24 protein-coding genes, 1 rRNA gene and 4 pseudogenes are annotated in these 25,824 nt (G+C 31.0%); 21 read left to right on the forward strand and 8 right to left on the reverse strand.

The features are described 5' to 3' along the window. Nucleotides 1–87: 87 nt before the first annotated feature. Nucleotides 88–445: pseudogene (locus DK405_RS06310) on the forward strand (hypothetical protein); the annotation flags it as partial. Here the strand turns inward: DK405_RS06310 and gatB are convergent. The 6 genes from gatB to DK405_RS06340 form a co-directional block, all read right to left on the reverse strand. Beyond that, nucleotides 425–1,885, reverse strand: a complete 1,461-nt coding sequence (gatB, locus tag DK405_RS06315; protein ID WP_045912511.1) for an Asp-tRNA(Asn)/Glu-tRNA(Gln) amidotransferase subunit GatB — start codon at nt 1,883–1,885, stop codon at nt 425–427. The pseudogene DK405_RS06310 and the gene gatB sit on opposite strands and share 21 nt — an antisense overlap. Nucleotides 1,886–1,887: 2 nt before the next feature. Then, nucleotides 1,888–3,366, reverse strand: coding sequence for an Asp-tRNA(Asn)/Glu-tRNA(Gln) amidotransferase subunit GatA (gatA, locus tag DK405_RS06320; RefSeq protein WP_045912510.1), 1,479 nt, complete (start codon nt 3,364–3,366; stop codon nt 1,888–1,890). Next, a complete protein-coding gene (gene gatC / locus DK405_RS06325; RefSeq protein WP_045912509.1) occupies nt 3,366–3,665 on the reverse strand; it encodes an Asp-tRNA(Asn)/Glu-tRNA(Gln) amidotransferase subunit GatC in 300 nt (99 codons plus the stop codon). Before gatC ends, gatA begins: the two co-directional genes overlap by 1 nt. 82 nt (nt 3,666–3,747) lie before the next feature. Further along, nucleotides 3,748–5,484, reverse strand: coding sequence for a ribonuclease J (locus DK405_RS06330; protein WP_045912508.1), 1,737 nt, complete (start codon nt 5,482–5,484; stop codon nt 3,748–3,750). A gap of 131 nt (nt 5,485–5,615) precedes the next feature. Beyond that, entirely contained in the window at nt 5,616–6,353 is a 738-nt protein-coding gene (gene ctrA / locus DK405_RS06335) for a response regulator transcription factor CtrA (protein WP_012461055.1), read from the reverse strand. Between the two features lie 819 nt (nt 6,354–7,172). Continuing rightward, nucleotides 7,173–8,676, reverse strand: a 16S ribosomal RNA gene (locus DK405_RS06340). Between the two features lie 1,006 nt (nt 8,677–9,682). Here DK405_RS06340 and DK405_RS15755 point away from each other — a divergent pair. Beyond that, nucleotides 9,683–9,850, forward strand: coding sequence for a transposase (locus tag DK405_RS15755; RefSeq protein WP_080503906.1), 168 nt, complete (start codon nt 9,683–9,685; stop codon nt 9,848–9,850). Here the strand turns inward: DK405_RS15755 and DK405_RS06350 are convergent. Further along, nucleotides 9,810–9,905 (reverse strand): annotated as a pseudogene (locus DK405_RS06350) (IS5/IS1182 family transposase); the annotation flags it as partial. The gene DK405_RS15755 and the pseudogene DK405_RS06350 overlap by 41 nt on opposite strands. Before the next feature lie 189 nt (nt 9,906–10,094). Here DK405_RS06350 and DK405_RS15055 point away from each other — a divergent pair. From DK405_RS15055 to DK405_RS06410, 12 genes and pseudogenes are all read left to right on the forward strand, one after another. Further along, entirely contained in the window at nt 10,095–10,220 is a 126-nt protein-coding gene (locus DK405_RS15055; RefSeq protein ID WP_269459344.1) for a hypothetical protein, read from the forward strand. Between the two features lie 180 nt (nt 10,221–10,400). Beyond that, a complete protein-coding gene (locus tag DK405_RS14135) occupies nt 10,401–10,673 on the forward strand; it encodes a hypothetical protein (protein WP_045912507.1) in 273 nt (90 codons plus the stop codon). A gap of 207 nt (nt 10,674–10,880) precedes the next feature. Continuing rightward, nucleotides 10,881–11,015 (forward strand): hypothetical protein, encoded by a 135-nt coding sequence (locus DK405_RS15060; RefSeq protein ID WP_269459345.1) that lies wholly within the window; start codon nt 10,881–10,883, stop codon nt 11,013–11,015. Nucleotides 11,016–11,197: 182 nt separating this feature from the next. Then, a pseudogene (locus DK405_RS06360) lies at nt 11,198–11,787 on the forward strand (transposase); the annotation flags it as partial. An 80-nt stretch (nt 11,788–11,867) separates the two neighbouring features. Then, the gene (locus DK405_RS15760) at nt 11,868–12,047 is read left to right on the forward strand and encodes a transposase (RefSeq protein ID WP_108883788.1); all 180 of its coding nucleotides are present in this window, start codon (nt 11,868–11,870) and stop codon (nt 12,045–12,047) included. Nucleotides 12,048–12,867: 820 nt separating this feature from the next. After that, nucleotides 12,868–13,674 (forward strand): type I methionyl aminopeptidase, encoded by an 807-nt coding sequence (gene map / locus DK405_RS06375; RefSeq protein WP_410522037.1) that lies wholly within the window; start codon nt 12,868–12,870, stop codon nt 13,672–13,674. A 333-nt stretch (nt 13,675–14,007) separates the two neighbouring features. Continuing rightward, nucleotides 14,008–14,328: pseudogene (locus DK405_RS06385) on the forward strand (IS630 transposase-related protein); the annotation flags it as partial. Nucleotides 14,329–14,489: 161 nt separating this feature from the next. Continuing rightward, nucleotides 14,490–16,205 (forward strand): DnaA N-terminal domain-containing protein, encoded by a 1,716-nt coding sequence (locus DK405_RS06390; protein ID WP_064612801.1) that lies wholly within the window; start codon nt 14,490–14,492, stop codon nt 16,203–16,205. Between the two features lie 8 nt (nt 16,206–16,213). Next, complete coding sequence (locus DK405_RS06395; protein WP_109510622.1) at nt 16,214–17,650, forward strand: replicative DNA helicase; 1,437 nt, start codon at nt 16,214–16,216, stop codon at nt 17,648–17,650. A gap of 234 nt (nt 17,651–17,884) precedes the next feature. Beyond that, nucleotides 17,885–18,460, forward strand: coding sequence for an HD domain-containing protein (locus DK405_RS06400; protein WP_064613076.1), 576 nt, complete (start codon nt 17,885–17,887; stop codon nt 18,458–18,460). A gap of 34 nt (nt 18,461–18,494) precedes the next feature. Continuing rightward, a complete protein-coding gene (locus DK405_RS06405; RefSeq protein WP_064612961.1) occupies nt 18,495–19,139 on the forward strand; it encodes an ankyrin repeat domain-containing protein in 645 nt (214 codons plus the stop codon). Between the two features lie 46 nt (nt 19,140–19,185). Further along, entirely contained in the window at nt 19,186–19,692 is a 507-nt protein-coding gene (locus DK405_RS06410) for a hypothetical protein (RefSeq protein WP_064612963.1), read from the forward strand. 3 nt (nt 19,693–19,695) lie between these two features. On the opposite strand, the gene DK405_RS06415 is transcribed toward DK405_RS06410, so the two are convergent. After that, on the reverse strand, nt 19,696–20,505 hold the full coding sequence (locus DK405_RS06415) for a DNA adenine methylase (RefSeq protein ID WP_064612960.1): 810 nt from the start codon (nt 20,503–20,505) through the stop codon (nt 19,696–19,698). Nucleotides 20,506–20,871: 366 nt separating this feature from the next. On the opposite strand from DK405_RS06415, the gene DK405_RS06420 reads away from it, so the two are divergent. The 7 genes from DK405_RS06420 (at nt 20,872) to DK405_RS06455 (ending at nt 25,782) form a co-directional block, all read left to right on the forward strand. Then, on the forward strand, nt 20,872–21,150 hold the full coding sequence (locus DK405_RS06420) for a hypothetical protein (RefSeq protein WP_045915527.1): 279 nt from the start codon (nt 20,872–20,874) through the stop codon (nt 21,148–21,150). A gap of 64 nt (nt 21,151–21,214) precedes the next feature. Next, nucleotides 21,215–21,916 (forward strand): sensor histidine kinase, encoded by a 702-nt coding sequence (locus tag DK405_RS06425; RefSeq protein ID WP_064613070.1) that lies wholly within the window; start codon nt 21,215–21,217, stop codon nt 21,914–21,916. Nucleotides 21,917–22,045: 129 nt separating this feature from the next. After that, nucleotides 22,046–22,624 carry a sensor histidine kinase gene (locus tag DK405_RS06430; protein WP_231967599.1) on the forward strand — a complete coding sequence of 193 codons (579 nt, stop codon included), beginning with the start codon at nt 22,046–22,048 and terminating at the stop codon, nt 22,622–22,624. Nucleotides 22,625–22,640: 16 nt separating this feature from the next. Next, the gene (locus DK405_RS14140; protein WP_231967662.1) at nt 22,641–23,489 is read left to right on the forward strand and encodes an ATP-binding protein; all 849 of its coding nucleotides are present in this window, start codon (nt 22,641–22,643) and stop codon (nt 23,487–23,489) included. Between the two features lie 106 nt (nt 23,490–23,595). Continuing rightward, nucleotides 23,596–24,090 (forward strand): ATP-binding protein, encoded by a 495-nt coding sequence (locus DK405_RS06445; RefSeq protein WP_064613270.1) that lies wholly within the window; start codon nt 23,596–23,598, stop codon nt 24,088–24,090. Between the two features lie 41 nt (nt 24,091–24,131). Next, nucleotides 24,132–24,719 (forward strand): HD domain-containing protein, encoded by a 588-nt coding sequence (locus tag DK405_RS06450; RefSeq protein ID WP_064613268.1) that lies wholly within the window; start codon nt 24,132–24,134, stop codon nt 24,717–24,719. Between the two features lie 124 nt (nt 24,720–24,843). Further along, nucleotides 24,844–25,782, forward strand: a complete 939-nt coding sequence (locus DK405_RS06455) for an Rpn family recombination-promoting nuclease/putative transposase (RefSeq protein WP_064613266.1) — start codon at nt 24,844–24,846, stop codon at nt 25,780–25,782. Nucleotides 25,783–25,824 lie beyond the last annotated feature (42 nt).

Consider the following 25,824-nt stretch of genomic DNA (forward strand, 5'->3'; position numbering starts at 1 on the left):
TCATTAACGAGACTTTGTTGTTCATTGATTGAGTATGTAACTCCAATATGAATGATAAAAAAAGTCTTTGTATAAATCTTTAATACAGGTGAAGATTTAATAATAAAAAGAGCGTATAAGGCATTAGATCAGTTTAATTGAAGCGAAGACGAACTAAAACCTATGAACAAGAGTTAAAGTGTATATGTGATAATAAAGCAGTTGAAGATTATAAACTCGAACGAGCTAAAGCTGAAGGCATAAAACTCGGTGAGGCTAAAGGGAAAGCCGAAGCAAAAAAAGAAAAGATTTTGCAATAAAATTACTGAAATCTGAATTATCAGTTGAGGTAATTGCTGAATATATGGATAAGAGATTGTATAAAAAATCAAAACAAATAAACTGTTTTATTGATGTTAGAGTTTTATTAAATCAGAAAACAAATTTAAATTTGAAATTGTTTTAATTTTGTATGCAATATTTCATTGATAAGCTCAGGATTTGCATTACCAGCAGTTTTCTTCATTACTTGGCCAACAAAAAATCCAAATAATCTGTCTTTACCATTTCTATAGGATACAACAGACTGATAATTATCCTTAAGTACATCATCAATAATATCAGCAATTTGATTAGGATCTGAAATTTGCTGTATATTTTTTTCTTGCATAATTATTTTTGGACTTTTTCCACTATCAAACATTTCTTTTAAGACTGTTTTTGCAATTTTGCTAGATATTGCTTTGGAACTAATCAACTGTATTAATTCAGAAAAGTGATTAGCAGTAATTTTACATTCGTTAATAGTAATACCATCTTTATTCATTAAGCCAAATAACTCACTTAATATCCAGTTAGCAGTTAATACAGGATTTGCAGTTTTAATAACTTCTTCAAAAAAGCAGGAAATATCCTTATCAGCTGCTAAAACTTGAGCATTATAATCACTAAGCTTGATTTCATTAACATATCTTGTAATTTTAGCATCTGGTAATTCGGGTAAACTACTAGCAATATTGTCAATTAATGACTGATCTAATATTATTGGAGGTAGGTCTGGATCAGGAAAATATCTATAATCTGTAGCATTTTCTTTAGATCTCATTGGAAATGTTTTGCCTAGTGTAGCATCAAATAGAAGACTTTCCTGTTTAATTGTGCCACCAGATTCTAATATGTTGACCTGCCTTTGACCTTCAAATTCTAGTGCTCTAACAATTGATTTAATTGAATTAAGGTTCTTAATTTCACATTTAGTTCCTAATTCACTATTTGGCTTTCTTACTGATATATTAGCATCACATCTTAGAGAACCTTTTTCCATGTCACCATTACAACTATCTAAATATCTCAATATTGCTCTAAGTTTTTTGATATATTCAGCTGCTTGCATAGGAGAAGAAATATCAGGCTCAGAAACTATCTCCATTAATGCTATACCACTTCGGTTAAGATCTATATAGCTATAAGTGTCCGATTGATCGTGGGTACTTTTTCCTGTATCTTGTTCTATATGCAACCTATTAATCTGAATGCGCTTAATATTACCATTTTCATCTAATATTTCTATCCAACCGCCTTGAGCAATTGGATGATAAAATTGCGAAATTTGATAACCTGCTGGTAAATCAGCATAAAAGTAGTTTTTACGGTCAAAAATAGATAATTTATTTATTTTCGCATTAATTCCTAGAGCAGTTTTTATAGCTTGATGCACACAAAATTCATTTAATACTGGTAAAGATCCTGGCATAGCTGCATCTAACAATTCGACCTGTGAGTTTGGAGAACTTCCAAATTCAGTTGAAGCGCTAGAAAATAACTTAGCATTGGATTTTATTTGGGCATGAATTTCAAGTCCTATAACATATTCCCATTTTTCAGTTTTGCCTTCTATAAATGTCATATTTAAAAACCTTTTGGAATAAATTTGAGATTGAGTGCTTTTTCAATAGCTGATGATATTTTAATAATATTATACTCATCTAAGCGAGAACCAATAACTTGCATACCTAATGGCAACTTGTTAGCTGAAAACCCAGCTGGTATTGAAATGCATGGCAACCCAGCTAAACTTGCTGGTATTGTCAATATATCATTTAAATACATAGTAACTGGATCATCTTGATTAGAATTAAGTGGAAAAGCTGCAGTAGGTGCAGATGGAATTAATATACAATCTACCTTATTAAAACTGTTTGTGAAGTCATTCACTATTAATCGTCTTACTTGTTGAGCTTTAATGTAATACGAATTGATATTTGTTGATGCAAGTGCATATGTACCCATCATAATTCTTCTTTTAACTTCAGCTCCAAATCCTTCTGATCTAGAAAGTTCATAAATTTCATTAATATTTGAATCTTTTCCCTCTACTCTTAACCCATATCTTACTCCATCGTATCTTGCTAAATTTGATGAAGCTTCAGCAGAAGACAGAACATAATATACTGGTAATGCATAATTAATATATGGCAAGCTAATAGATACAATTTCTACACCATGATCTTTTAACAAATTTATAGTGTTTTGCCACATTGTGATAATTTCACTACTTAAGCTCCTATTTTCCATTAAATCATAAGGTATACCTATTTTCATACCTTTAATAGGTTGATTAACAGCTGATCTTAGGTTAGGAACTTCTACATTTAAACTTGTTGAATCCTTTTCATCATAGCCCATCATGGTTTCTAGCATAATTGCTGCATCTTCAACTGTGCGAGTAATTATTCCAGCTTGATCTAGTGAGCATGAAAATGCAATCATACCCCATCTTGAGCATCGTCCATAACTCGGCTTTATACCAACAGTTCCAGTATAAGACGCTGGTTGCCTAACAGATCCTCCAGTATCACTACCTAATGCTGCCATTGCCATAAATGCTGAAACGGCAGCTGAAGATCCACCCGAAGAGCCACCAGGAGTCAAATCTACATCATCATTTTCAGCCTTCCAGGGATTAATTACATTGCCAAAATAACTATTAATGTTTGCTGATCCCATAGCAAACTCATCCATATTACCTTTTCCTAGCATAATGCCGCCAGCATTAATGATTTTACTATATACAGTAGCATCATAAACAGGAGTAAAGTTTTGTAGCATCTTTGATGCAGCAGTAGTTAATATTCCTTTAGTACAGAAAAGATCCTTAATAGAAACAGGAATACCTTCAATTGGCCTAGATTGATTAGTTTGAATTAAAAAATCAGATTTTTTAGCTGCCTGTAAAGCAAGTTCTGGTATCTCAGTAATATAAGCATTAATATACCTATACTTATCCATTTGGTTGATATGCGCAGTTACTAGATCAGTAGCAGTAAACTCTTTATTTTTTAGCCCGCTAACTGCTTGAGAAATTGTTAATTTTACTAGATTGTTCATTATTCTATTATCTTTGGTACAACAAAATATTTTGTGTTTTTAGCTATAGTTGCTGATGACTGTGGTACGTTAGATAATAACTGATCCACTGTAATATTCTGCTCAACTTGATCTTTTCGCATTCTGTTATTTTCTTCAAAATGCCTCATAGGTGGAACAGCCGTACAATCAATTTTTTCCAGCTTATTCATCATTTCCACTATACTGGATAGTTGCTTAACCATATGATTTAGTTCTTGTTCATTAAACCTCAACTTGCAGTAATTAGCAATTGATTGAACTTCATTTATAGATATCATAACTCACTAATTATACTATGGAATAATGGTAATATATCTAAACAATTCAGCTAAGTCAATGTTAGTAATTACGCGTTATTTGCTAATTTTTTTGTTGATATAATTTATGGATATTGACCATAATTATTGGGCTCTTATTAACTTCTTGTTTAATAATACGCCTTATACAGCTTTTTGTAACTTCTTCAATTTTATCTCGTTTAATTGATTTTTTAGAACTGTTATTAATTGATAATATTTGCTGAAGCTCTTGCTTGATTAATGTAGCAATAGAGTAATCAGGATCATGTTCATTTTTAGGATTAGGATCTAGAAGGCCAGGAAATGATAATATTGGCTCAATAGCTAAAATATTTCTATTGTTAAAAATCAAAGTAGCAATAACAATGCCATTTTCTTGCATTCTTCTACGCTTATAAAAAATATCAGAATTTGCTGAAAGTATATAATTACCATCTATTGCTAGATATTGCACTTTTATTTTTCCCAAAATTTTATGTGAGTCTGAGTTAATTTGTAGAATGGAACCATTTTCGAGTTCAACAACATTCTTAATTCCACAACTTTTGGCTAAATTAGCATGTTCATGTATATGTATTGGCTCGCCATGTACTGGTATACATATTTTAGGTCGCGTTAGCTTATACATAGCTTTCAGTTCTTCAATTGCAGGGTGCCCTGATACATGTACAAAATTATCTTTTTCAGTAATAACTTTAACTTGTGCTCTAGTTAACTGATTAAATAGTTTGTATATTCTTTTTTCATTACCAGGAATAATTTTTGATGAAAAGATAACTGTATCTTTAGCCTGTAGTTTAATATGTTGGTGACTTCCAGTTACTATCTTATTAACTGCTGCTAACGGCTCTCCTTGGCACCCTGTTGAGATAATCATTAATTTTTCACGTGGATATTTACTAAATTCTTTGATATCTAATAATTGCTCGTTCACATCATTCAGATAGCCACTATCTTGTGCAGCACGCATCATCCGTAGCAAACTTTTTCCTGCAAATATAACTTTACGGCCAGCATGCTTAGCAGCAACAATTAATGACTGCAATCTAGCTAAATTTGAAGCAAATGTTGTAGTAATTATTAATCCTGATGCACTGCCAATAATATCAATTAAACTTTTTTGCAGATTACCTTCTGATCCTGAAAAACCACTATAAAATACATTAGTAGAGTCGCATACTAGAGCTGTTATCCCTTCATCTCCGTATTTTTGCAGTAAAACTTTATCAGATTCTTTGCCAATAATAGGGTCATCATCGAATTTCCAGTCTCCAGTATGTAAAATAGTGCCAGCATCAGTTCTAATCATTAATGCTTGCATTTCTGGTGCGGAATGAGTTAGAGTTAACATCTCAATTGCAAATGGCCCAATATTAAATCTATGACCAGGAGTAATCTTATTAATAGTAACTTGACAAGTTGGATCATACTCTTTTAATCTGAGTGACAAAAAATTAGCTGTAAAGTTAGTAGTATAGATAGGACAATCCAGATCTTGAAGAAGATACTGAACTCCTCCTAAGTGATCTTCATGAGCATGTGTTAGTATCAACCCAGCTAATTTTTTTCCGCTAGCTTTGATGAAGCTTAGGTCTGTTATTAACATGTTAGCTCCAGGTGTAAAATCACTAGGAAAGCCTGCACCACAATCTACCATTATAAATTCTCCTTGGTAATGATAGATATTGACATTCATACCTATTTCGTTGCATCCACCAATTGGAATAAACACTAATTTATCTGTTTGAATTAATGAATTTATTGATTCATTATTACTTTGATCTAGATTATTTGACATTATAGAATTGAGTTTATTGAACTAAAAATAGGTAGTAATAATTTTTTTGTTAAGAACATTTTTGATTATAGCATTGAGAACAAATATTATTATCTAAAAATAATATATTATTAATATTCACTATATAATTACTATTCTTCTTCAACATTATTTAAGCTATAATTATTATCGTTAGACTTAAATTCTGCAAATATATATCCTCTCCCCCATACTGTCTCAATGAAGTTAATACCATTAGAAGCTTTTTCAAGTTTTCGACGCAGCTTGCATATAAATACATCAATAATTTTAATTTCTGGTTCATCTATACCACTATAAAGATGACTTAGGAACATTTCTTTAGTTAAAACAGTACCTTTCTTAATCGCTAAAAGCTCAAGGATTTTATATTCTTTATTAGTTAAATGTATAGGCATATTCTTTTGCTTATCCTTGTTATACATAGAAACAGACCTTGTATCAAGATTTATTGATAAATGCCCAACTCTAATTACCGCTTCTGAATGCCCTTTTGATCGACGTATAATAGCTTTTACTCTAGCAGATAGCTCATCAGAATCAAAAGGTTTAGTTATATAATCATCTGCACCAAATGATAAGCCCTTAATTTTATTATCAATTGTTGACAAACCAGATAAAATCAAAACAGGAGTTTGGATTTTTTGAGATCTTAAGCTTAGTAGAACCTCATATCCACTTATATCTGGTAACATTAAATCTAATATGATAAGAGAATAATCATATAATTTTGAGATCTCAATTCCATCTTTACCTAAATGAGCTTTATCAGCAATGATACCTTCATTAGCTAAAGATAGCTCAATAGATGATGCTTGTGCTGGATCATCTTCAATTAGTAGAACACGCATTTATTTTGCCTCATGAGTGTTATTGTAACATAATTCTAAAGATTAATTTTAACGTATAATCTCATGAACTTATCATAAAATCAAGTTATTTCTTTATAAGATAATCAAGAATTGCAGTTTAAATCAAAAAAACTACACCAAATTGTAAAATGTATTAATATTTACAAAGTACGACTTAAACTCTTAGCTATATTGAAGTTATGTTCTAGTTATTAAATTGAGAATTAATACTCAGTTTATACCATACTTACGCTGTATATGCTCTGATTTTTTTTAAGCATGAATACTTGCATTGATAAAAAACATAAACTCAACTATAGTTAAAATGAGGGGCATGAGTGAGATAATAACATTTAATAAATAAGATTTATATATTTTTTAAGCAAAAAACATTATCTATTGTACCGTTTATGCTATTTCTTACCTATTATAAAAAGCTTTAGTTGCAAATATTATGAATTTCACAGTTATATCAACAAACACCACTTTATAATCAACATCACTCTTCAATTAGCTCTTTACATTTAGGAAGAGTAAAACCTCTTTATTAAAATTCTGGAAACAATATAAAGATAGCAATAGAAAGCATGAAAAGTATAAATTATAGATTTTTTTCACTTATGTACATGTCTTCTTTGCTAAAAGCCTTTCCATTAACTAAAAAAATCTTTGCTACAGCTAAAAATTTTTATCATCAAAACTGAAAAACTCTAATGTTATTGCTAGAACAAATAAAGTAAATAATCAGACAAAGGTAGTGACTAAAATTTAACTTATTACACTAATTTTAAAGAAAATTAAGGTAATAGAATTGTCTTTAAAGGAGGTAATCCAGCCGCAGGTTCCCCTACGGCTACCTTGTTACGACTTTACCCCAGTCACCAGTTCTACCGTGGTTAGCTGCCTCTTACGTTAGCTCACCAACTTCAGGTACCACTGACTCCCATGGTGCGACGGGCAGTGTGTACAAGGCCCGAGAACGTATTCACCGCGGCATGCTGATCCGCGATTACTAGCGATTCCGACTTCATGCACTCGAGTTGCAGAGTGCAATCCGAACTGAGATACCTTTTAATGATTAGCTCCACGTCACCGTATCGCATCACTCTGTAGGTACCATTGTAGCACGCGTGTAGCCCAACTCATAAGGGCCATGATGACTTGACCTCATCCCCACCTTCCTCCGGCTTAGCACCGGCAGTTTTCCTATAGTTCCCGGCATTACCCGCTGGCAAATAAGAATAAGGGTTGCGCTCGTTGCGGGACTTAACCCAACATCTCACGACACGAGCTGACGACAGCCATGCAACACCTGTGTGTAGTCCAGCCAAACTGAAGAAAAATGTCTCCATTTTTCGCGACTACCATGTCAAGAGTTGGTAAGGTTTTTCGCGGATCATCGAATTAAACCGCATGCTCCACCGCTTGTGCGGGCCCCCGTCAATTCCTTTGAGTTTTAATCTTGCGACCGTACTCCCCAGGCGGAGTGCTTAATGCGTTAGCTACGAAACTGAAAGAAAAATCCCCCAATATCTAGCACTCATCGTTTACAGCGTGGACTACCAGGGTATCTAATCCTGTTTGCTCCCCACGCTTTCGCGCCTCAGCGTCAGTAATGGCCCAGATGACAGCTTTCGCCACTGGTGTTCCTTCTAATATCTAAGAATTTTACCTCTACACTAGAAATTCCATCATCCTCTACCATACTCTAGCCTAACAGTTTTAGAAGCAGTTCCAGGGTTAAGCCCCGGGATTTCACTCCTAACTTATTAAACCGCCTACGCGCCCTTTACGCCCAGTAATTCCGAACAACGCTAGCCCCCTCCGTCTTACCGCGGCTGCTGGCACGGAGTTAGCCGGGGCTTTTTCTGTAGGTACTGTCATTATCATCCCTACTAAAAGAGCTTTACAACCCTAAGGCCTTCATCACTCACGCGGCATTGCTGGATCAGGCTTTCGCCCATTGTCCAATATTCCCCACTGCTGCCCCCCGTAGGAGTCTGGGCCGTGTCTCAGTCCCAGTGTGGCTGTTCGTCCTCTCAGACCAGCTACAGATCACAGGCTTGGTAAGCCATTACCTTACCAACTACCTAATCTGCCGCGGGCTCATCCATCAGCGATAAATCTTTCCTCCTTGTAGAGGGCATACGGTATTAGCACTTATTTCTAAATGTTATTCCGTACTGATGGGCAGATTCCCACGTGTTACTCACCCGTTTGCCACTAATTAATGCTAAGCAAGCTCAGCATTAATTCGTTCGACTTGCATGTGTTAGGCATGCCGCCAGCGTTCGTTCTGAGCCAGGATCAAACTCTTAAGTTTGATACTTAAAGTTTAATCTGTCTCAACTTATTTATTATGTTTTGACGAGACATGAACTTAATTTCGCACTTTTTGCGAAAAATGTACTTGTCACTACCTTTGTCTAATTATTTACTTACAAAACAGCTATACTTTTTTCTAAAATTAATAGATTCAAAAGTATGTAGTTTAATTAAGCTTATTAATATGCTATACTCTTTAGATTGTCAACTACTATCTTTTAAATCATAATTTTAATTTTGCCACCAAAATTAAAATTATTGAAACTACTATAATAATGTAAACATAGCAATGATAAATTATTCAATATGCAGAAAGACTTTATAGAAACCAAAGTTTGATATAAGAGAATATGCTTTACTATTAGGAAGAGTAATAATTAGAGGAATAGTGCAAACCTAAAAAGTAAAAAATAAGCATAAAGGAATTGTTATAACTACCACATTTTTAATAAGAATATATGTTTAACACTATAATATGTATTAAGATCGATAACAATTGTCTTCCTACATCTTAGCCTATTCCTTATATCAAACTCAGGATATAAACCAGAGTTTGATATAAGGAAAAATGTTGGAATATATTTGAAATAAGGATTACAAGAATAGATTAATAGAAATATATGATAGAAGTAATAGAAAAAATATATGAGAAAGTATAAAGATCTCAAGAATAAAAAAGGAAAAGTTAATATGATTTCTCTGGTAGAGATTTTCTGGATAACAGATAATTTTTGCAAGTATTTTGAAGAAGGAATAAAAAAATATGTAATATCAAACCCTCCAACAAATATAAAAGGAGTTGTAATATGATCCTATCGGAAATCATTACGATAATGGTAACATGCAAATTAAAGATTTTTATTTATAATTGTATGTATCAAGATTATAAAAAGGAGTTTTCAAAGATAGTAAGCTATAACAGATTTATAGAGTTAATGCCTATGGTACTATTTTACAATCCATGTCAGAACAAGAAACAGAAAAAATATTACTTGGTATAATACATTGACTCAACAAAGCTTCCTGTATGTGATAATTTGAGAATTTATAAACATAAAACATTTCAAAGTATAGTACAAATTTGTAAGAGTTCTACAGGATGGTTTTTGAATAGGCCTCTTTTGAAACTGGTTAACGTAGTTCAAAATTATAAATGCCAGAGATCAAATTAAATCTAAGACCGAATCTTTTACGTCTATTTCGACATTTATCAGCAATAATTTTGAACTACGTTAACCAGTTTCGAAAGAGATCTATTTTAATATTTAAGACTAATGTGTTATTATAAGTCTTTCAGAGTGTTAAATTTCGAGTATAGCTACTAAATTGCTATATTTACGCGGTATAAAAACGTGGTTTTTGAAAGCAAAAACCGCTTGAACCACCTGCTATATCTGATATTTTTAAAGGTTAGAAATGGCGGAAAAATTGCGTAATTTTGCAAGCAATAATTGCAAAATTGCTAATAATAACAGTAGCAATAATGCAATAATATTTTATAACTTTATTGAAAATATCATTCCGCGTTCAAAAAGCAGATGAATAGTGCAACAGGACAATTCAAACAATGAGAATACAAAAGAAGAAGATTTAGAGCTAAATGACAAACCAAAAAGGCTGAATCTGCTGTTAGGTCTAATAGCAAGTTATCAGAATTAGCGAGTATTATTCGCTGAAAGCCAGTAATTGCCTTAACTTTTCTTTTATAAGCATCACACAATAATGCTTGTGTCGTATTTTTTATCTGAAAGTGGAAAAACGAAAGAATCTATAACTTTTACAGAAAATCGTGAGTCAGGAGAAGAGGTTTTTGGAGCAGAACAAGCTGTAGACTTGAGAGCAAAATGGACAGAGGAAATACTTAGTGAAGTCAAAACATTACAAGATAGATTAGAAAGTGTAATAGAGAGCAGATATTTAGAAACTACTACAAAAATTAATAATTTTAACCAAAAATTTGAGATATTTGAGAATCAGCATAAGCAAGGTCTATAATAATGATAGCAATGGGTTTAGTGCTGATGTTAATATCATATTTCAAATTCAAGCCATGATGACAAAACAAAGTAAGCTCCTGTAGTAGTAAAATCATTTGTAAATCTTAGGAGAGCTGGAGCTGAACCAAAAAAGAATGTTGAGCACTATGTTACTAGCGATAGTTCTGCTAGAGCTGCGCTGCTTACTGGAGTCGTCGTAGGTACAGTGGCTAACAGCCCTTCATCACAAGAACCAATCGTTCTGCAGCTAGTAGATACAGCTATTCTTTATAATGAATATAAAACTGATCAAATCAAAAAAGTGATTTTAATTGGATCTTTGTATGATAAAAATAAGTAAAATTGCAATAAAATAAAAGTTATAGCAATAGCACAAAAGAAAGCTAGCATATATTAAGCCTAAGGCTAATAGCGTGTGTTGTAGATAAGTAACTAGCTTTTTTAAACTGGACAGTATTCTTAGGCTAAAAAGCCTGTATTTACAAAGCTGGTTTTGAGGTATTAAGTTTAACATAAAATTTTGTGACTATAAATAGTATAATTGTAGGAATTAACGTTTTTAAAGAGATATTTGACTTAGCTGTGTTAACTAATAATAAAGCTCAAACAAGAAAATTTAATAATAATTCTGAATAGTTTAACAAATTAGTCACATGGTTAAAAAGCAGAGAAACTGGACATGTTTGTATGAAAGGTTTTGCAATGGGTAAACTTAGTCATACAAAAATAGATAAAGCAAACAACTGATAGCATATTTCTGCGAGGTACTGAAACCAGAAACTTAGTATCACTGCCAGTTCATATTTAAGAACTGCAGCAGCTAGTTAATCACATGAATGTTTTGAACATAAAACCTAAGAAACAAGCAGATTAGAAGAAACATCTAAAGCAATTGCTGATAACATTCACATTCATATTGAATTCCTTGAAAAACAAATTAGAGAAATGGTAATATTAAAAATAACAAAGATCTTCTTAATAAAGCTGCATTACTTACATCAATGCCATGTGTATGAGCAAAAACACAAGCTATAGTTCTTGCTTTTTTAGCAAATATTGAGAAATTTAGTTCTGCTAAACAAGTTGTAGCTTTTATAGGTCTTAATCCTAAAACATATGCATTTAAAGCATACTAGATACTGTTCTCTAATTAATTATTTCTTGGTTTATATAATTACTTCTCTTTCTTACGTTGATAGCAACTCACTTTTTTATAAAATTTGTTTTAGACTTCTATAAATCTTTACTTCTTAACAAAGGGCATATTATAGAAACTATTAATGGTCAGTTAAAACATCTTTTCTATATTGATTATACTCATCATAGATCTGTGATCTGTTATGAATTTTCACACTATAGTCATTTACAATGAGGTTTGAGAATAGCGAAAAGCGATAATAGATTCATAAAATTTACAAAATTGAGTAATTTGATTTCTAATACACAGCTTCATATTAGCCCAAAATTTTTCTATCGGATTTAAATCTAGAGAATAAGGTAGCAGAAAAATAACTTTACAACCAACAGATTATATTAACTATTTTATTGCTTTTTTCTATGCTCAAACCTCATTTTGGATAACTATAATGTCTTCTCTACATTTTTTGAAACATAAAAAATTTCTATTTCTTTTTCAAATGTATCTCTTTTTACTTCTTTTCAACTTTTATATCGTCGAAGTTTTTCAAAAAATTTAAAGAAAAAGATTTGGTGTACTTCAACCATTAACAATTGATAAACATTGATGATTGTATCAGGATTATTGCAGAAAGTGTCGATTCTGATTTGTTTTTTGCATTATAAAGTAATTATTTTGATATTTTTGTTGAGGTTATGTTTTTTAAATTGGAAAATTAAAAACAAATATGGTAAAATGATAAGATAAAAAACTAAAAATCAGCACGCGCAATAAAATTGCATGCATAAATGTTGTGAGAAGTTTAAAGACAAGTCATTGCTTGTAAATAACAAAAAGTTAATTGATCTGGGCTTATGATTAATTGAATCACTGCCTTATATAATTTGAAGCTTAAAGAATTGGTTTCTAAAGAAGTCTATATTACAAGTTAAAGTAACCTATTGTAGATGGAACAATATAAGGTTATCTATAAATTGTAATTTTTGTTAATGATAATTGATTTGGTGTACTGGTTTTAAGTTTCAGTTTTGCTAATTTAGCAATTCTTGATTGAATGGTTAATGATATGCGATTGGTTCAACAACAAAGTGATTTTCTAGAAAAAATGCGAGCTGCTAGCAAGATTGCAGCATCTACTTTAGAAATGATTGAAAAATATGTTCAGCCAGGAGTAACGAGTAATCTGTTAAATAAAATTTGCCACGATTACATTATATCGCATGGAGCAGTTCCAGCTCCTTTAGGATATAAAGGGTTTCCAAAATCAATATGTACATCAGTTAATCATGTAATCTGTCATGGTATACCTAATGATAAATTGTTGAAAAATGGAGACATACTAAATATTGATATATCTTTAAGTAAAGATGGCGTTTTTGCGGATACTTGTAAAATGTATTTTGTAGGTCAGCCATCAGTAATGGCAAAAAGGATAGTTCAATGTGCACAAGAATGTTTATATTATGGTATCAATCAGGTAAAGGCCAATGCAAGTATAAGAAATATTGGTAGAGTTATTCAGAATAATGCTAAAAAATATGGTTACTCCGTGGTAAGAGATTTTTGTGGACATGGTATTGGCAAAATGTTACATCAGGATCCACAAATTTTGCATTATGATGATGCAAGTTGTGAAGATCAATATATGAAAGTAGGTATGACGTTTACTATTGAACCTATGATTAATGTTGGTAAACCTTATGCAACAATTTTATCTGATGGCTGGACTGCAGTTACTAAAGATCGTTCTTTATCAGCACAATATGAACATACATTATTAGTAGCAGATGCTGGAGTTGAAATTTTGACTTTACGCAGTGATGAAGATCTTAGTTATATTAATAGTTTTACAAAAATATGACTTTATTTAACTAGTAAACATAGTATTAACCTATTATTATACTTAGACTAGATATATTACATTGATTCTACAAAGTTAGCAATTTGTTATAATAAACGTATTTTTAGTAATTGAGTAATTTGATTTCTAATCCACATCTTCATATTAGCTCAAAACTTTTCTATCAGATTTAAATCTGGAGAATAAGGAAGCAAAAAAATAACTTTATAACCCACAGATTCTATTAATTTTTATCGCTTTTTTTTATGCTCAAATCTCATTGTATAGCACGAACGTAGGAAATAGGAACATAATATGCTAATATGAAAAGAGTATAAAAAAAATAGATAAATAATGGCAAGAAGATACAGTTATGATTTAAGAATGAAGATATTCAAAGCGGTAGATAATGGAGTATGAATTGTTAAAGCATGTAAAATATTCAATATAAGTCGTAATGCGATATATAGATGGAAACATCTTAAAAGGGAAACAGAAGATATTAAAGCAAAACCTTATGGCCCAGCCAAAGGTTATAATGAAAAAATAGATCTCAAAGAATTTGAGGAGTTAATTATCAATCATCATGATAAAACAGCTAAAGAATTAAGTATTATACTAGGTAATAGATTACAAAGAACTAGAATAAATTATTATAGAAAACTACTAGGGTACATTTAATTGTTTAAGACTACTGTGCTGTTATAAGCCTTTCAGAGTGTTAAATTTTGAGTATAGCTACTAAATCGCTATATTTACGCGGTATAAAAACGTGGTTTTCGATAGCGAAAATTGCCTGAACCACCTGCTATATCTGACATTTTTGGAGGTTAGAAATGGCGCAAAATTTGCGTAATTTTGCAAGCAATAATTGCAAAATTGCTAATAATAACAGTAGCAATAATGCAACTGTCTTTTATCGTTTTATTGGAAATTTTGTTCCAGCAGAATGGAAAGATCTGATTGGAGATAATGCTAAAGCTTTAAGCAAAACATCTAAACAGCTTTTATCATTGATGGTATATAGACTACAAATCTATTACAACAAAGATATAGATGAATTACAGGAAAGTTATTACTTTTTTGAAAAGGAGTTAAACCTTCGTTACCGCAGAGTTAGGCAATGCTTGGTTGAATTAAGAAATGCAGGTTTTATTAAAGTTGAAAATAGAACAATAATTAAAGGCAATCTCAAGTTACGTAATGTTCTTTGTGTAAAACTTCTAAAAAATTTTCAGCGTTTCACTGAAAAAGAAAAAAAAGAAGAAAAAATTGTCCTTCTGCAACAAAAAAATTTTCACATCAATTTGCAAGAATTTGCAGGTGAACCTGCAAAAAATTGCAGCTACATATATAGATATAATAATAATAAAAAAAATAATAATAGATCTAGATCTACTGAAGATAAGTTAATAGAGAATGATCAAAATAAAAATGAAGATCAACAGCAAAATTTGAAGTTTAAATATACGGAATCTGATGATTTTATAGAAATTGAGTTAGTAGGAAATGAAAAAAAAGATCAACAGCAACAACAGAATTTGAATTTCTATGAGCTTAGTGATTTTAGCAATAAAAAGCCATCAAACAAGGATTATGAGCAAAATAGTGAGTTAGCAACTCCAGCTATTACTAAAGATTCAGAGGTTGAAAAGAATGAATGCTATCCCAAAAGAAAAAGACTAGCAGATTATTATCCACTAACACCAGAAGATGCAGTTATACTACAACGTATGTCTAGTAGAAGCTTCAACATATACTTCATAAATCAATTACTGTTGAAGTTATCAAATAAATATCCAAACCGTCATTTTGCAAATAAGACAGCAGTGCTAAACTATATGGCAAAAGCGTTAGCAAATGAATTACTAACTACTGAGCAGGCTAATAGCGGAAATTTTGGATTTAATGATGTAGGAAGATTTAAAGAACAGTATCTAGCAAACATTGAATCTAGTACAGATCGTAGTATGAAGGCTCAGTTGAAGCGTAAAATAGCTGGAGTCTTTGAAGCAGATATGGCTTATCAAATTTTGACATCTTGTGATTTTGGAGCAGCGGTTAAAAACAAATATTACATCAAGTTGATTAAGAATATTACACTGTCAGATCATATTAAATTCAAGATACTACAGGAGGTACAAGCTGTGTATGGCAACGATATTGAGCAGTTACAAGTTATACCATTTGACGAATCAAAACAAGTTACCAATAGCATAACTGAGTATCAAAAAACAACAGTTTTACAGCAACAAATAAGTGATGAAGATCACCTTTCAGAACTTAGTAAAGAGCTAGGCTCCAACTCAGTTTGGTACAAAGTACGAGAATCTTTAGTTACATGTTATGGTCAAGCTATCGATAAATCATGGTTTAGCAAATTAGAAGTTATAAATGAAGATAGTGTTAACAAAAAAATATTCATCAAAGCAAAAACAGAATTTGAAGATAGTTACATCAGAGAGAACTATCTGAAAGATCTTGAGTCCTCTTTTAAAGCTCAAGGATTTTCTTTCGAGTTAGTTAAGTTTAGTAATTTTAATAAAATTTAAAGGGTGATATGGAAAAAGATCTTGCAAAGATTGCTCCAAGTAATATTCAGGCAGAGCAAATGATACTTGTGGCAATTCTGATTAACAATCGTGCGCTATATAACATTAACGAATTTTTACTGCCGGAACATTTTTATGAACCATTACATGGCAAAATATACAAGTCAATTAATCTCATTATTAGTAAAGGAATTAGTGCTACTGTAATTTCGCTCAAAAATATGCTAGGCAATGAACTCGCATTTGAGAAAATAGGTGGAGTGGATTATCTAGCTAAACTTACAACTTTAGCATTAAGTATAGTTAATGTTAATGAGTACGGCAAAATAGTATATGACCTTGCGCTGCGGCGTTATTTAATTGAAATTGGAGAAAAAATAGTAACAAATGCATATTCTTCTACTTTAGCAGATTTAGCTATAACTCAGATCGAAACTGCTGAATCTCAATTATATGATCTAGGTGCAAGAGGAACTTTAAGTAAAGGATTTACAAAATTACAAACTTCAATTGAAGAATCATGGACATCAATTTCATCTGCTATTAAAAATAAAAACTCTATTAACGGTATTAGTAGTGGACTACTTGACCTTGATTCAAAGCTTGGAGGATTTAAAAATTCTGACCTAATAATATTAGCTGGCAGGCCATCAATGGGTAAAACTGCTTTAGGAGTTAACTTAGCAATAAATGCTTGTAAATATTTTCTTACTCAAAAAAATACTAAAGATAATGTAGTGCCATCAGTTGGATTCTTTTCTTTAGAAATGTCATCTCAGCAAATCTCAACTCGAATTCTTTCTATAGAATCCGAAATTAATAGCTCTGCATTATTTAACGGTAAAATAGGTGAACAAGATATTGATAAGTTAAAGACTGTACAAAATGAAATACAAAAGTGGAATTTTTTTATAGATGATGCTCCTGCAATCTCGATATCTGCAATTAGATCTCGAGCTCGTAGACTTAAACGTACACATAATTTAGCAATATTATTTGTTGATTATTTACAGCTAATAAAAATTGATAACAGAGTGAGTCAGTATAATCGAGTGCAGGAGATTTCTGAAATTACTCAGAGCTTAAAAGCTCTTGCTAAAGAGCTCAATATTTCAATAATTGCGTTATCTCAATTATCTAGAGCTGTAGAACAAAGGTCAGATAAAAAGCCTATTCTCTCAGATCTAAGAGAATCAGGCTCAATTGAACAGGACGCCGATATTGTAATGCTTATATATCGTGACGAATATTACTTGTCTAGATCAGAACCGAATCCAGGTACTCCAGAATACACAGAATGGGTTACAAAACAAAATAAATGTTATAACACTGCTGAAATAATTGTTGCTAAACACCGTAATGGGCCAGTTGGTACAGTGAAGTTGTACTATAATAGTAGGTATTCTAAATTTGGCAATATTGTTAAAAACTCTCAGCAATGTTAATAAACGCTAGATTATGCATAAGATGAAAAAATGCTTATTCAAAAAAAATTACAGCAAAATTTTACTCATTAACACCAGAGATATGTAACTCAAGATTGGTTTTTGGCATCGTGATAACTGAATTCAAAAAATTTATAATTTAATTTGCCTCTTTTCCAGTTTTTATCTGGGATTGGAGTATACAAAAAGTTTAAATTATGGTATAATTTATTAATAACCATTTGGAGGTGGCCAATGATAGATTTTTATAGTGAGAGCTTAATAAATAAGCTGTTCAGAACCAACATAAGATTTAACACCAAAATTGATCTTGATAAAGTTGAAAGAGCAATAAAATATGCTAAAAAATATCATGGTCAGCAAAAGAGAGATACTGGAGAACTCTACTACACACATCCATTGAAAGTAGCGTACATGGTATCAGACTACAGCTCTGAAACAGATACAATTATTACTGCAATACTACATGATACACTTGAAGACACAAAACTAACTAAAGAAAGAATAAGGTACGAATTTGGCGCTAATATTGCAGAACAGGTTTCAGACCTTACCAGAGTTAGGGATAATAAGAAAATCAGTGCTATGGAAATGATACAAATATTACGCAGCCAAAATAAAACAGAACTATTACTGATCAAGCTTTTTGATAGATTCCATAATATTACAACTATATTCATCAAACCTCCTCACAAAAGGCAAGAAATAATATTTGAAACTCAGCAAGAATTTATAGCTCTTGCTGAATACCTTAAACTACCAGAGATCGGAGAACGCTTAAGCGAATATTGTAAACTTCATGCTAGCTAATGAGTAAATAATTGAGAATGAAAGGATTAAATATATGATATTAAAATCTAAGACTAAGTATACCTTACATAGCGCTATTCAAGATGGTGATATTAAAAAAGTGAAGCAGCTTATTAATAAGGATATTACACTTGTCAATTCAAAATATAAAGATGGCACTACTGCTTTATCTGTTGCTTTGAAATATAAGAATCTACCTATTGCTAAGATTTTGTTGAACAATGAAGCTAACGTAAACGCACAAGATAATGATGGGCACACTGCTTTACATCTTGTTGTTGAAACAATTCAAGTATATTATGAATTTTTCGAAAAATATCCTACCTATTGCAATGATCATATAGCATTACTGCTAAAATATAATGCTGATGTAAATATCGAGAATAATCAAGGTAATACACCTTTATCCGATGCTGCTAAATGCAAATGTGTAGAACCTTTAGCAATTATGCTAAAACATAATTCTACTGGTATTAATAAAAAATATGATGAAGGAGAAACGCTACTACATATTGCTGTTCGTAATAAAATCATAGATATTATACAGCTTTTGATTGATTATGGAGCAGATATTGATGCAAAAGATGATAACGGCATGACTACTATAGATTATGCTGCTAAAAGCGGTAATGCAGATGTATTCAACTTTCTAATGGAACAATCAGTCCCATGGTATTAGGTTTCAACAGATAGCTAATATGTTAATATTAAAAAGAGAAGTTAATATGAATGTTTTGAAATTACTTTTACAACGGTGTTATGCTGTTATATTAGCATTCGTTGTATTATCTTCACCATCGATATGTACAGCGAATAATAATGTAAACTTCAATGCTTTCAAAGATAGTATTGATACTTCACAACAATTCTATATAAAATTTTCAACTGGTATTGCTACTAGCTACGATACATTAGAAGCTGGAATTGGTTATAGATTAGATCGGCACAGAATGGATGTAAGATTAGGATTTATGTGTCATCACAACTGTAGAGATAACTTTATTCAAGGAAATTATTATTACAATATAATTGAAGGTAACAAAGCATCAATTTTTGTTACAGGTGGCCTAGTATCAGCTTTCAATAGTGATAGCGGTACTGGTATAGACTTAGGAGTTGGTACAACAATAAACTTATCAAGAGATATATATTTAGACATTGAATGTAGCACAATTGCTAACTATAGACCACTTCCTATTCATATACGATTTGGATTGCGGGTTCACATTTAATAACTAGCAAGTTTTATAGTTAGTAATGATTAGCTCATTAACAGGATTGCGTTGTTCATTGATTGAGTATACAACTGTAACGGTATTGATATTAAAATCTTTGTATAAGTCTCTAATAAAGGCAGTATTATTATTTGAGATCATAATCTTAACACCTTTATTTGTTAATTCTTTGACAAAATCCCGTAATCTAATTTGATCTTTTTCATCAAATGGAAGTCTAGTATAGAACCGTTCTCCAGATTTATGATAAGGAGGATCAAAATAAACAAAATCATTTTGTTGAGGCTCTATAAATGAAAAATCTGTAGCATAAATTGATACACCATGTAGAAGGCGGCTGCATTGATTTATTCTAGATGCAATATGGAGTTTAATGTAGCATTCACCAGAAAATGTTTGAGCAGATTGTCCATTTTTGTAGACTCTATAAATTCCCCTAAAAGAATATTTATTAAGATATATAAATTTTGCGGTAATTTCATTCGGATTATTACTATATTTGTTTTTAACTTTATAATAATAATCCTTCGAATGATGTTTGTGATATAAACTCAGTAATCTATTGACCTCATTAGGATTATTTTTAACAGCATTATAGCTAGTAATTAAATCAAGATTGATGTCAGACAAAAAACATTGTTTAAAAAGATGCCTAACTTGAAAAAATAAAGCACCTCCACCAAGAAATGGTTCATAGTAATTATAGTGTGGACCTTGAGGAAGATGTTCTATTAATTTATTAACAATTCTTCGTTTACTACCAATCCAATGAAGGAAAGGCTTAGACTTATTAGCAACAGCTACTGACACATGAAGTTTAATTAATTTATGTTAGTTGAATCTCTATTGAGATTATACCAGAAAACAGCTTGTAGTGCTAGTAATAATAACGCTTACAAGGCTCTTTATGCATCCTTTTTGAATAAGATTTATTATAACCATAAGCAAGGAATGTGATAATTTCGCATCAACATTAGATTATTATGCAAAAATTTAGCCTGTAAATTAAAAGATTTTAATAGACTGGTAAAAAATATAATGCTACTCTATACCTTATATTATCTAGGTTTCAGAACTTTGATAATACTAAGCTGAAGATTAAATAGAATAAAGAGTTGAACTTTTTACTTTAATCTTCAGAAACCATTTTTTACATAAAAACAGTAGGGGAATTCTATGTCTCTTGGAAACGAAGGTCAACAGAAAAATAAAAGTATATTTAATAAAAATATACAGTCAAAACTGTTACTAAGACATCTAGCAGCTGGTGATAAAGAGCTTTTAAAACTTACACATCAAATTAAAACACTAAACTTAAATATAATAGATGTATTCAAACAGCTCAAAAGTGAGTCAGAAGATGTTAGAACACTTCAGTCCGAAATAATAGAAAATAAAAAATCAACATTAAGGGAAGCCATATGTCATATACCAATCAGCTTAGCTAACAGTTAGCTAAGCTTGCTATTTTAAATTTCTAAAAAAACAAAGTTAATAAACTTAACCATAGGAGAATAATATGGAAAATAACAATATATATTTGATTCAATATATTAGGCATATAGTAAATAACTGCAATAAAACAAAGCAGAATATAGTAGAACTAGTAGGATATAAGCAAGATGCAATAGCAAAAATAACAGATACGTTAGGCTCACTTGATGAACTAATAAATCATCTAAATGATAAAATTTGTGTATTTAGAAAAAACATAGAATCAAAGAATGTAGAACTAGAAAATTTTAGCCTACAAACCTTTGTAACGGATGCTGTTGCTAGACTAAAAGCAATTGCTGAAGATGATAGAATAGATCTAAAAAGCAATTTTCAGGCTAATATAAAAGACAGTATTATTGGAGATAGTTTACGAATAAGAGCTGTACTAAGCCAGTTAGCTGAAAGTGCTATTATACATGGCACTAAATGTACAACGATTAATATTTGTGTTCATTTATTACCTTCTAAAGATGGAAAAACAGATTCAAAAGATAAAATATTACAATTTTTAGTACAAAGCACAGGCCCTAGCATTCAGAAAGAAAAATTGCAAAAGATGAATTCTGAACTAAGCAATTCGAATTTAACAAAACATCAAGAGCTAGGACAAGGGTTGGTGTTTATAAAACAGCTTACACATCAAATGAAAGGAAATCTCAAAATAGATCAAGGAAGTAACTACATATCTTCTTCGTTTGAAGTGCCAATTCAATTATATACCTAAATTAGGATGCAACTATGCAAACGGAAGCCATATGTGATATACCAGTCAGCTTAGCTAATTGTTAGCTAAGCTTGCTATTTTAAATTTCTAAAAAAACAAAGTTAATAAACTTCACCATAGGAGAATAATGTGGAAAATAACAATAATGATCTAAATGATAAAATTTGTGTATTTAGAAAAACCATAAAATCAACGAATGTAGAACTAGCAAAATTTAGCCTACGAAAAATGCTAAATGGTACTATTGCAGCAATCAGATTAATTGCTGAAGATGAAAATATAGAGCTAAGGGAAAAAATAGGAAATGACATATACGATATTATTACTGGAGATAGGTTTCGAATAAGAGCTGTACTCACTCAGTTAGTTGGTAGTGCTATTATGCATAGTACAAATAGCAAAGTTAGAGTTAGCATTGATTTTTTGCCTCCTAAAAATGAACAATCGAATTCAAAAGATAGAATATTGCAATTTGTAGTGCATAGCATAGGAGCTGGCATTTCAAAAAACAAATTACAAGAGATGAACTCTGAATTAAAAAATCCACACTTAATTAAGCATCAAGCATTAGATTCAGGGTTAGAATTTATCAAACATCTTACATATGAAATGAAAGGAAGCATTAAGATAGACAGTAAAGAAGGGCATTATACAAAGTTTTTAGTTAGCATTCCAATACAAATTAGTAATTTAAATTCACAACATTAGTCAAATGGAGAATATTATGAAAAATAAAAAAAAGAATATCAATAAAACAAAAGACATTTCTCAAGATGTCTGGACAATTCATCTACCACCTATTTCAGCCAAATTAGTATCTACAGCTAAGGAAAGAAATATTTATCTTCGTACCGAAAATATGAATGAAGATAAATATATTGGAATGAAAATAAAGCTACAACAAGCGGAAGATTATCTAGAGGAAGCTGAATCAATGAAGCAATATTGTATAGATTTGATTCAAAAAATTAAATATATGTTTGATCTTGCTACTGCTAAAATCAGACATCTAGCAGATGATCTACTATGTGGGCAAAATGATTTCAAAGAAGATGAATATAAAACTACTAGCTTAACAAGAATACTTAATTGTGTTGCTAACCTACAAGAGTGCTGTAACAGTATGGTTTACTCACTTAGAGACCAAATTGAGCTTCAAAACGTACATTTAAAAAAATTTAGCATACAAAAACTATTGAAGGATACAATTAGTTCGCTGAAAGAAATTGCTGAAGATAGAGAAATATCGCTCAGTTACAATGTTCAGGACAACATAAATGACATTGTTATTGGAGATAGTTGTCTATTGCAAACTATACTTAGTCAATTAATAAGTGGAGCTATTAGAGTTAATAAAAGCTGTCAGGTTGATGTTATAGTTAGGTTATTTACTTCGCCGTATCGAAAGGTAAATGAAAAAGACAGAATATTAAGATTCATAGTACGTGATAACGGAAAAGGTATTTCACAAGAAAAACTACAAGAAATAAATGCAAAATTTACTGATTTGCATTCAATTAGAGTATCCAGAAATATTAGACTCGAGTCTAGGATTTACAAATTACATTGTTAACAAACTAAGTGGAAAATTAGAGATAAAGAGCGAGGCAAATAAGTGCACAGCTATTACTTGCGATATACCAGTACAACTTTTTAATTAAAACATATGGAAGCATTTTATGAGTCATACTATAAAATCTGGAGATTTTGGTATTCAAGCAAAAGTAAATAGTAGTATTAGAGCACTGAAGCCATTCACAGAAAATAAAGGAATAAATCTTAGCTGCAACTTTAAAAATGATATAAAAGATTTAATCATTGTAAATAGTACTCAAATACAGAAAGTACTAACACTATTAATTTGCAATGCTACTAATAGTAAATGCAGCGAAATTAGTGTTGAAGTTGATTTGCTACCTTCTACAAATCAAAAGACAAATTATAGAATATTACAATTAATTGTTCGTAATAACGGAATTGGAATTTCCGCTGAGAAAGTGAAAAAGATAAATAATGAGCTCAGAAACTTACATATCAAAAGCTATGCAGTACTAGAATCTGAATTACTACTCGTTAAACCGTTTATACATGAAATGACTGGAAAAATTAAACTAGAAAGTAAGCAAGATCAGTATACAGCTTTCACGTGTAGTATACCTATCGAAGTTCGCTGAGAAACTGAAAATTAGAATTATTAATGGGGATGGAGGAAATAATGTTGGCATTTTTAAATTGTGAACATATCAATAAACTACTTGATAAGCTGGACTTGATTAATCATAGTGTTGATAAACGCATTAATCTTGATAAAGTTAAAAAAGCTATATTTTATGTAAAAAAATATCATGGCAATCAAAAGCGAGATACAGGAGAACCTTATTATATGCATCCATTAGAAGTAGCGCTCATGGTTGCAGACTACAGCTTTAAAACGGATACGATTATTACAGCAATACTACATGATACCATCGAAGACACAACACTAACTAAAGAAAAGATAGCAATGGAATTTAATGATAACATTGCCGAGCAAGTTCTAGCTCTTACAAGAAACATAGGTGGTAAGAAAACCAGTTCCATGAAAATGATTCAAACATTAGTGAATCAAGATAAAGTAGAGCTATTACTAATCAAACTATTGGACCGATTGGATAATATTAAAACTATATTCATAAAGCCAGCCAAAAGAAGACAAGAAATCATACTAGAAACGCAGCAAGAATTTATACCTCTTGCTGAATATCTTAAATTACCAGAAATTGCTATAGAGCTAAATAAATACTGTGAGCGTTATGCTACCTAATAAACTAACGTTTAATAGGTGGTTAATGTAGTGAATTGCAGAAATTAAAATTTAATAAGATAATGTTCATGTAAGTTATTTTGTTGTATAATTTAAAAAGAGCACAAAATAATATGAAAAACATATGGATGTATCAAGATTTTTAGACCCAAAGAATGATATAGCATTTAAAAAGATATTTGGATCAGAAAAAAACAAGGACATACTAATACATTTTCTGAACGATATATTATTGTTTGAAGGGAATAAAAAAATAACAGAAGTAAAGTTTTTAGGAACGATATTAGATGCAGACATAGCATCCAAAAAAGAATCAATAGTAGATGTTTTGTGTAAAGATAAAAACGGAACACAATATATAATAGAAATGCAAGTAGATCCTACACAAGGATTTGAAAAAAGAGCCCAGTATTATGCCGCAAAAGCATATGGTAGGCAACCAAATAGAGGAAAGGAAGGAAAATACTCAGACCTAAAGGAAGTTATATTTATAGCTATAGCAGATTATAAATTGTTTCCAAATAAAGAAGACTATATATCAAGGCATGTAATATTGGATAAAAAGACATATGAGCATGATCTAAAGGACTTTTCATTTACCTTTATAGAATTACCAAAATTTAAAAAAAAGAGAGTGGAAGAGTTGAATAATATAACAGAGAAGTGGTGCTATTTTTTTAAACATGCAAAAGAAACAACATTAGATGGATATAGTAAAATAATAGGTGAAGATTTAATAATAAAAAAAGCGTATGAGGCATTAGATCAGTTTAATTGGAGCGAAGACGAACTAATAACCTATGAACAAGAGTTAAAGCGTATATGGGATAATAAAGCAGTAGAAGATTATAAACTCGAACGCGCTAAAGCTGAAGGTAAAGCTGAAGGCATAAAGCTCGGTGAGATTAAAGGTAAAGCTGAAGGTAAAGCTGAAGGTAAAGCTGAAGCAAAAAAAGATTTTGCAATAAAATTATTGAAATCTGAATTATCAGTTGAGACAATTGCTGAATATACGGATTTATCAATACAAGAAGTATTAAATTTAAAAAATAGTGTAAAATAATAATGAATATACAACACAAAATCTTACTTTTGATGTGTTGTA

The organism is Orientia tsutsugamushi, from assembly GCF_900327275.1.
Taxonomy (GTDB): Bacteria; Pseudomonadota; Alphaproteobacteria; order Rickettsiales; family Rickettsiaceae; genus Orientia; species Orientia tsutsugamushi.

Coding starts and splice junctions, on each gene's coding strand:
- gatB (WP_045912511.1), bottom strand. CDS start 1,885: ATGACATTTATAGAAGGCAAAACTGAAAAATGGGAATATGTTATAGGA.
- gatA (WP_045912510.1), bottom strand. CDS start 3,366: ATGAACAATCTAGTAAAATTAACAATTTCTCAAGCAGTTAGCGGGCTA.
- gatC (WP_045912509.1), bottom strand. CDS start 3,665: ATGATATCTATAAATGAAGTTCAATCAATTGCTAATTACTGCAAGTTG.
- DK405_RS06330 (WP_045912508.1), bottom strand. CDS start 5,484: ATGTCAAATAATCTAGATCAAAGTAATAATGAATCAATAAATTCATTA.
- ctrA (WP_012461055.1), bottom strand. CDS start 6,353: ATGCGTGTTCTACTAATTGAAGATGATCCAGCACAAGCATCATCTATT.
- DK405_RS15055 (WP_269459344.1), top strand. CDS start 10,095: ATGGCGGAAAAATTGCGTAATTTTGCAAGCAATAATTGCAAAATTGCT.
- DK405_RS14135 (WP_045912507.1), top strand. CDS start 10,401: ATGCTTGTGTCGTATTTTTTATCTGAAAGTGGAAAAACGAAAGAATCT.
- map (WP_410522037.1), top strand. CDS start 12,868: ATGGTTAATGATATGCGATTGGTTCAACAACAAAGTGATTTTCTAGAA.
- DK405_RS06390 (WP_064612801.1), top strand. CDS start 14,490: ATGGCGCAAAATTTGCGTAATTTTGCAAGCAATAATTGCAAAATTGCT.
- DK405_RS06395 (WP_109510622.1), top strand. CDS start 16,214: ATGGAAAAAGATCTTGCAAAGATTGCTCCAAGTAATATTCAGGCAGAG.
- DK405_RS06400 (WP_064613076.1), top strand. CDS start 17,885: ATGATAGATTTTTATAGTGAGAGCTTAATAAATAAGCTGTTCAGAACC.
- DK405_RS06405 (WP_064612961.1), top strand. CDS start 18,495: ATGATATTAAAATCTAAGACTAAGTATACCTTACATAGCGCTATTCAA.
- DK405_RS06410 (WP_064612963.1), top strand. CDS start 19,186: ATGAATGTTTTGAAATTACTTTTACAACGGTGTTATGCTGTTATATTA.
- DK405_RS06420 (WP_045915527.1), top strand. CDS start 20,872: ATGTCTCTTGGAAACGAAGGTCAACAGAAAAATAAAAGTATATTTAAT.
- DK405_RS06425 (WP_064613070.1), top strand. CDS start 21,215: ATGGAAAATAACAATATATATTTGATTCAATATATTAGGCATATAGTA.
- DK405_RS14140 (WP_231967662.1), top strand. CDS start 22,641: ATGAAAAATAAAAAAAAGAATATCAATAAAACAAAAGACATTTCTCAA.
- DK405_RS06445 (WP_064613270.1), top strand. CDS start 23,596: ATGAGTCATACTATAAAATCTGGAGATTTTGGTATTCAAGCAAAAGTA.
- DK405_RS06450 (WP_064613268.1), top strand. CDS start 24,132: ATGTTGGCATTTTTAAATTGTGAACATATCAATAAACTACTTGATAAG.
- DK405_RS06455 (WP_064613266.1), top strand. CDS start 24,844: ATGGATGTATCAAGATTTTTAGACCCAAAGAATGATATAGCATTTAAA.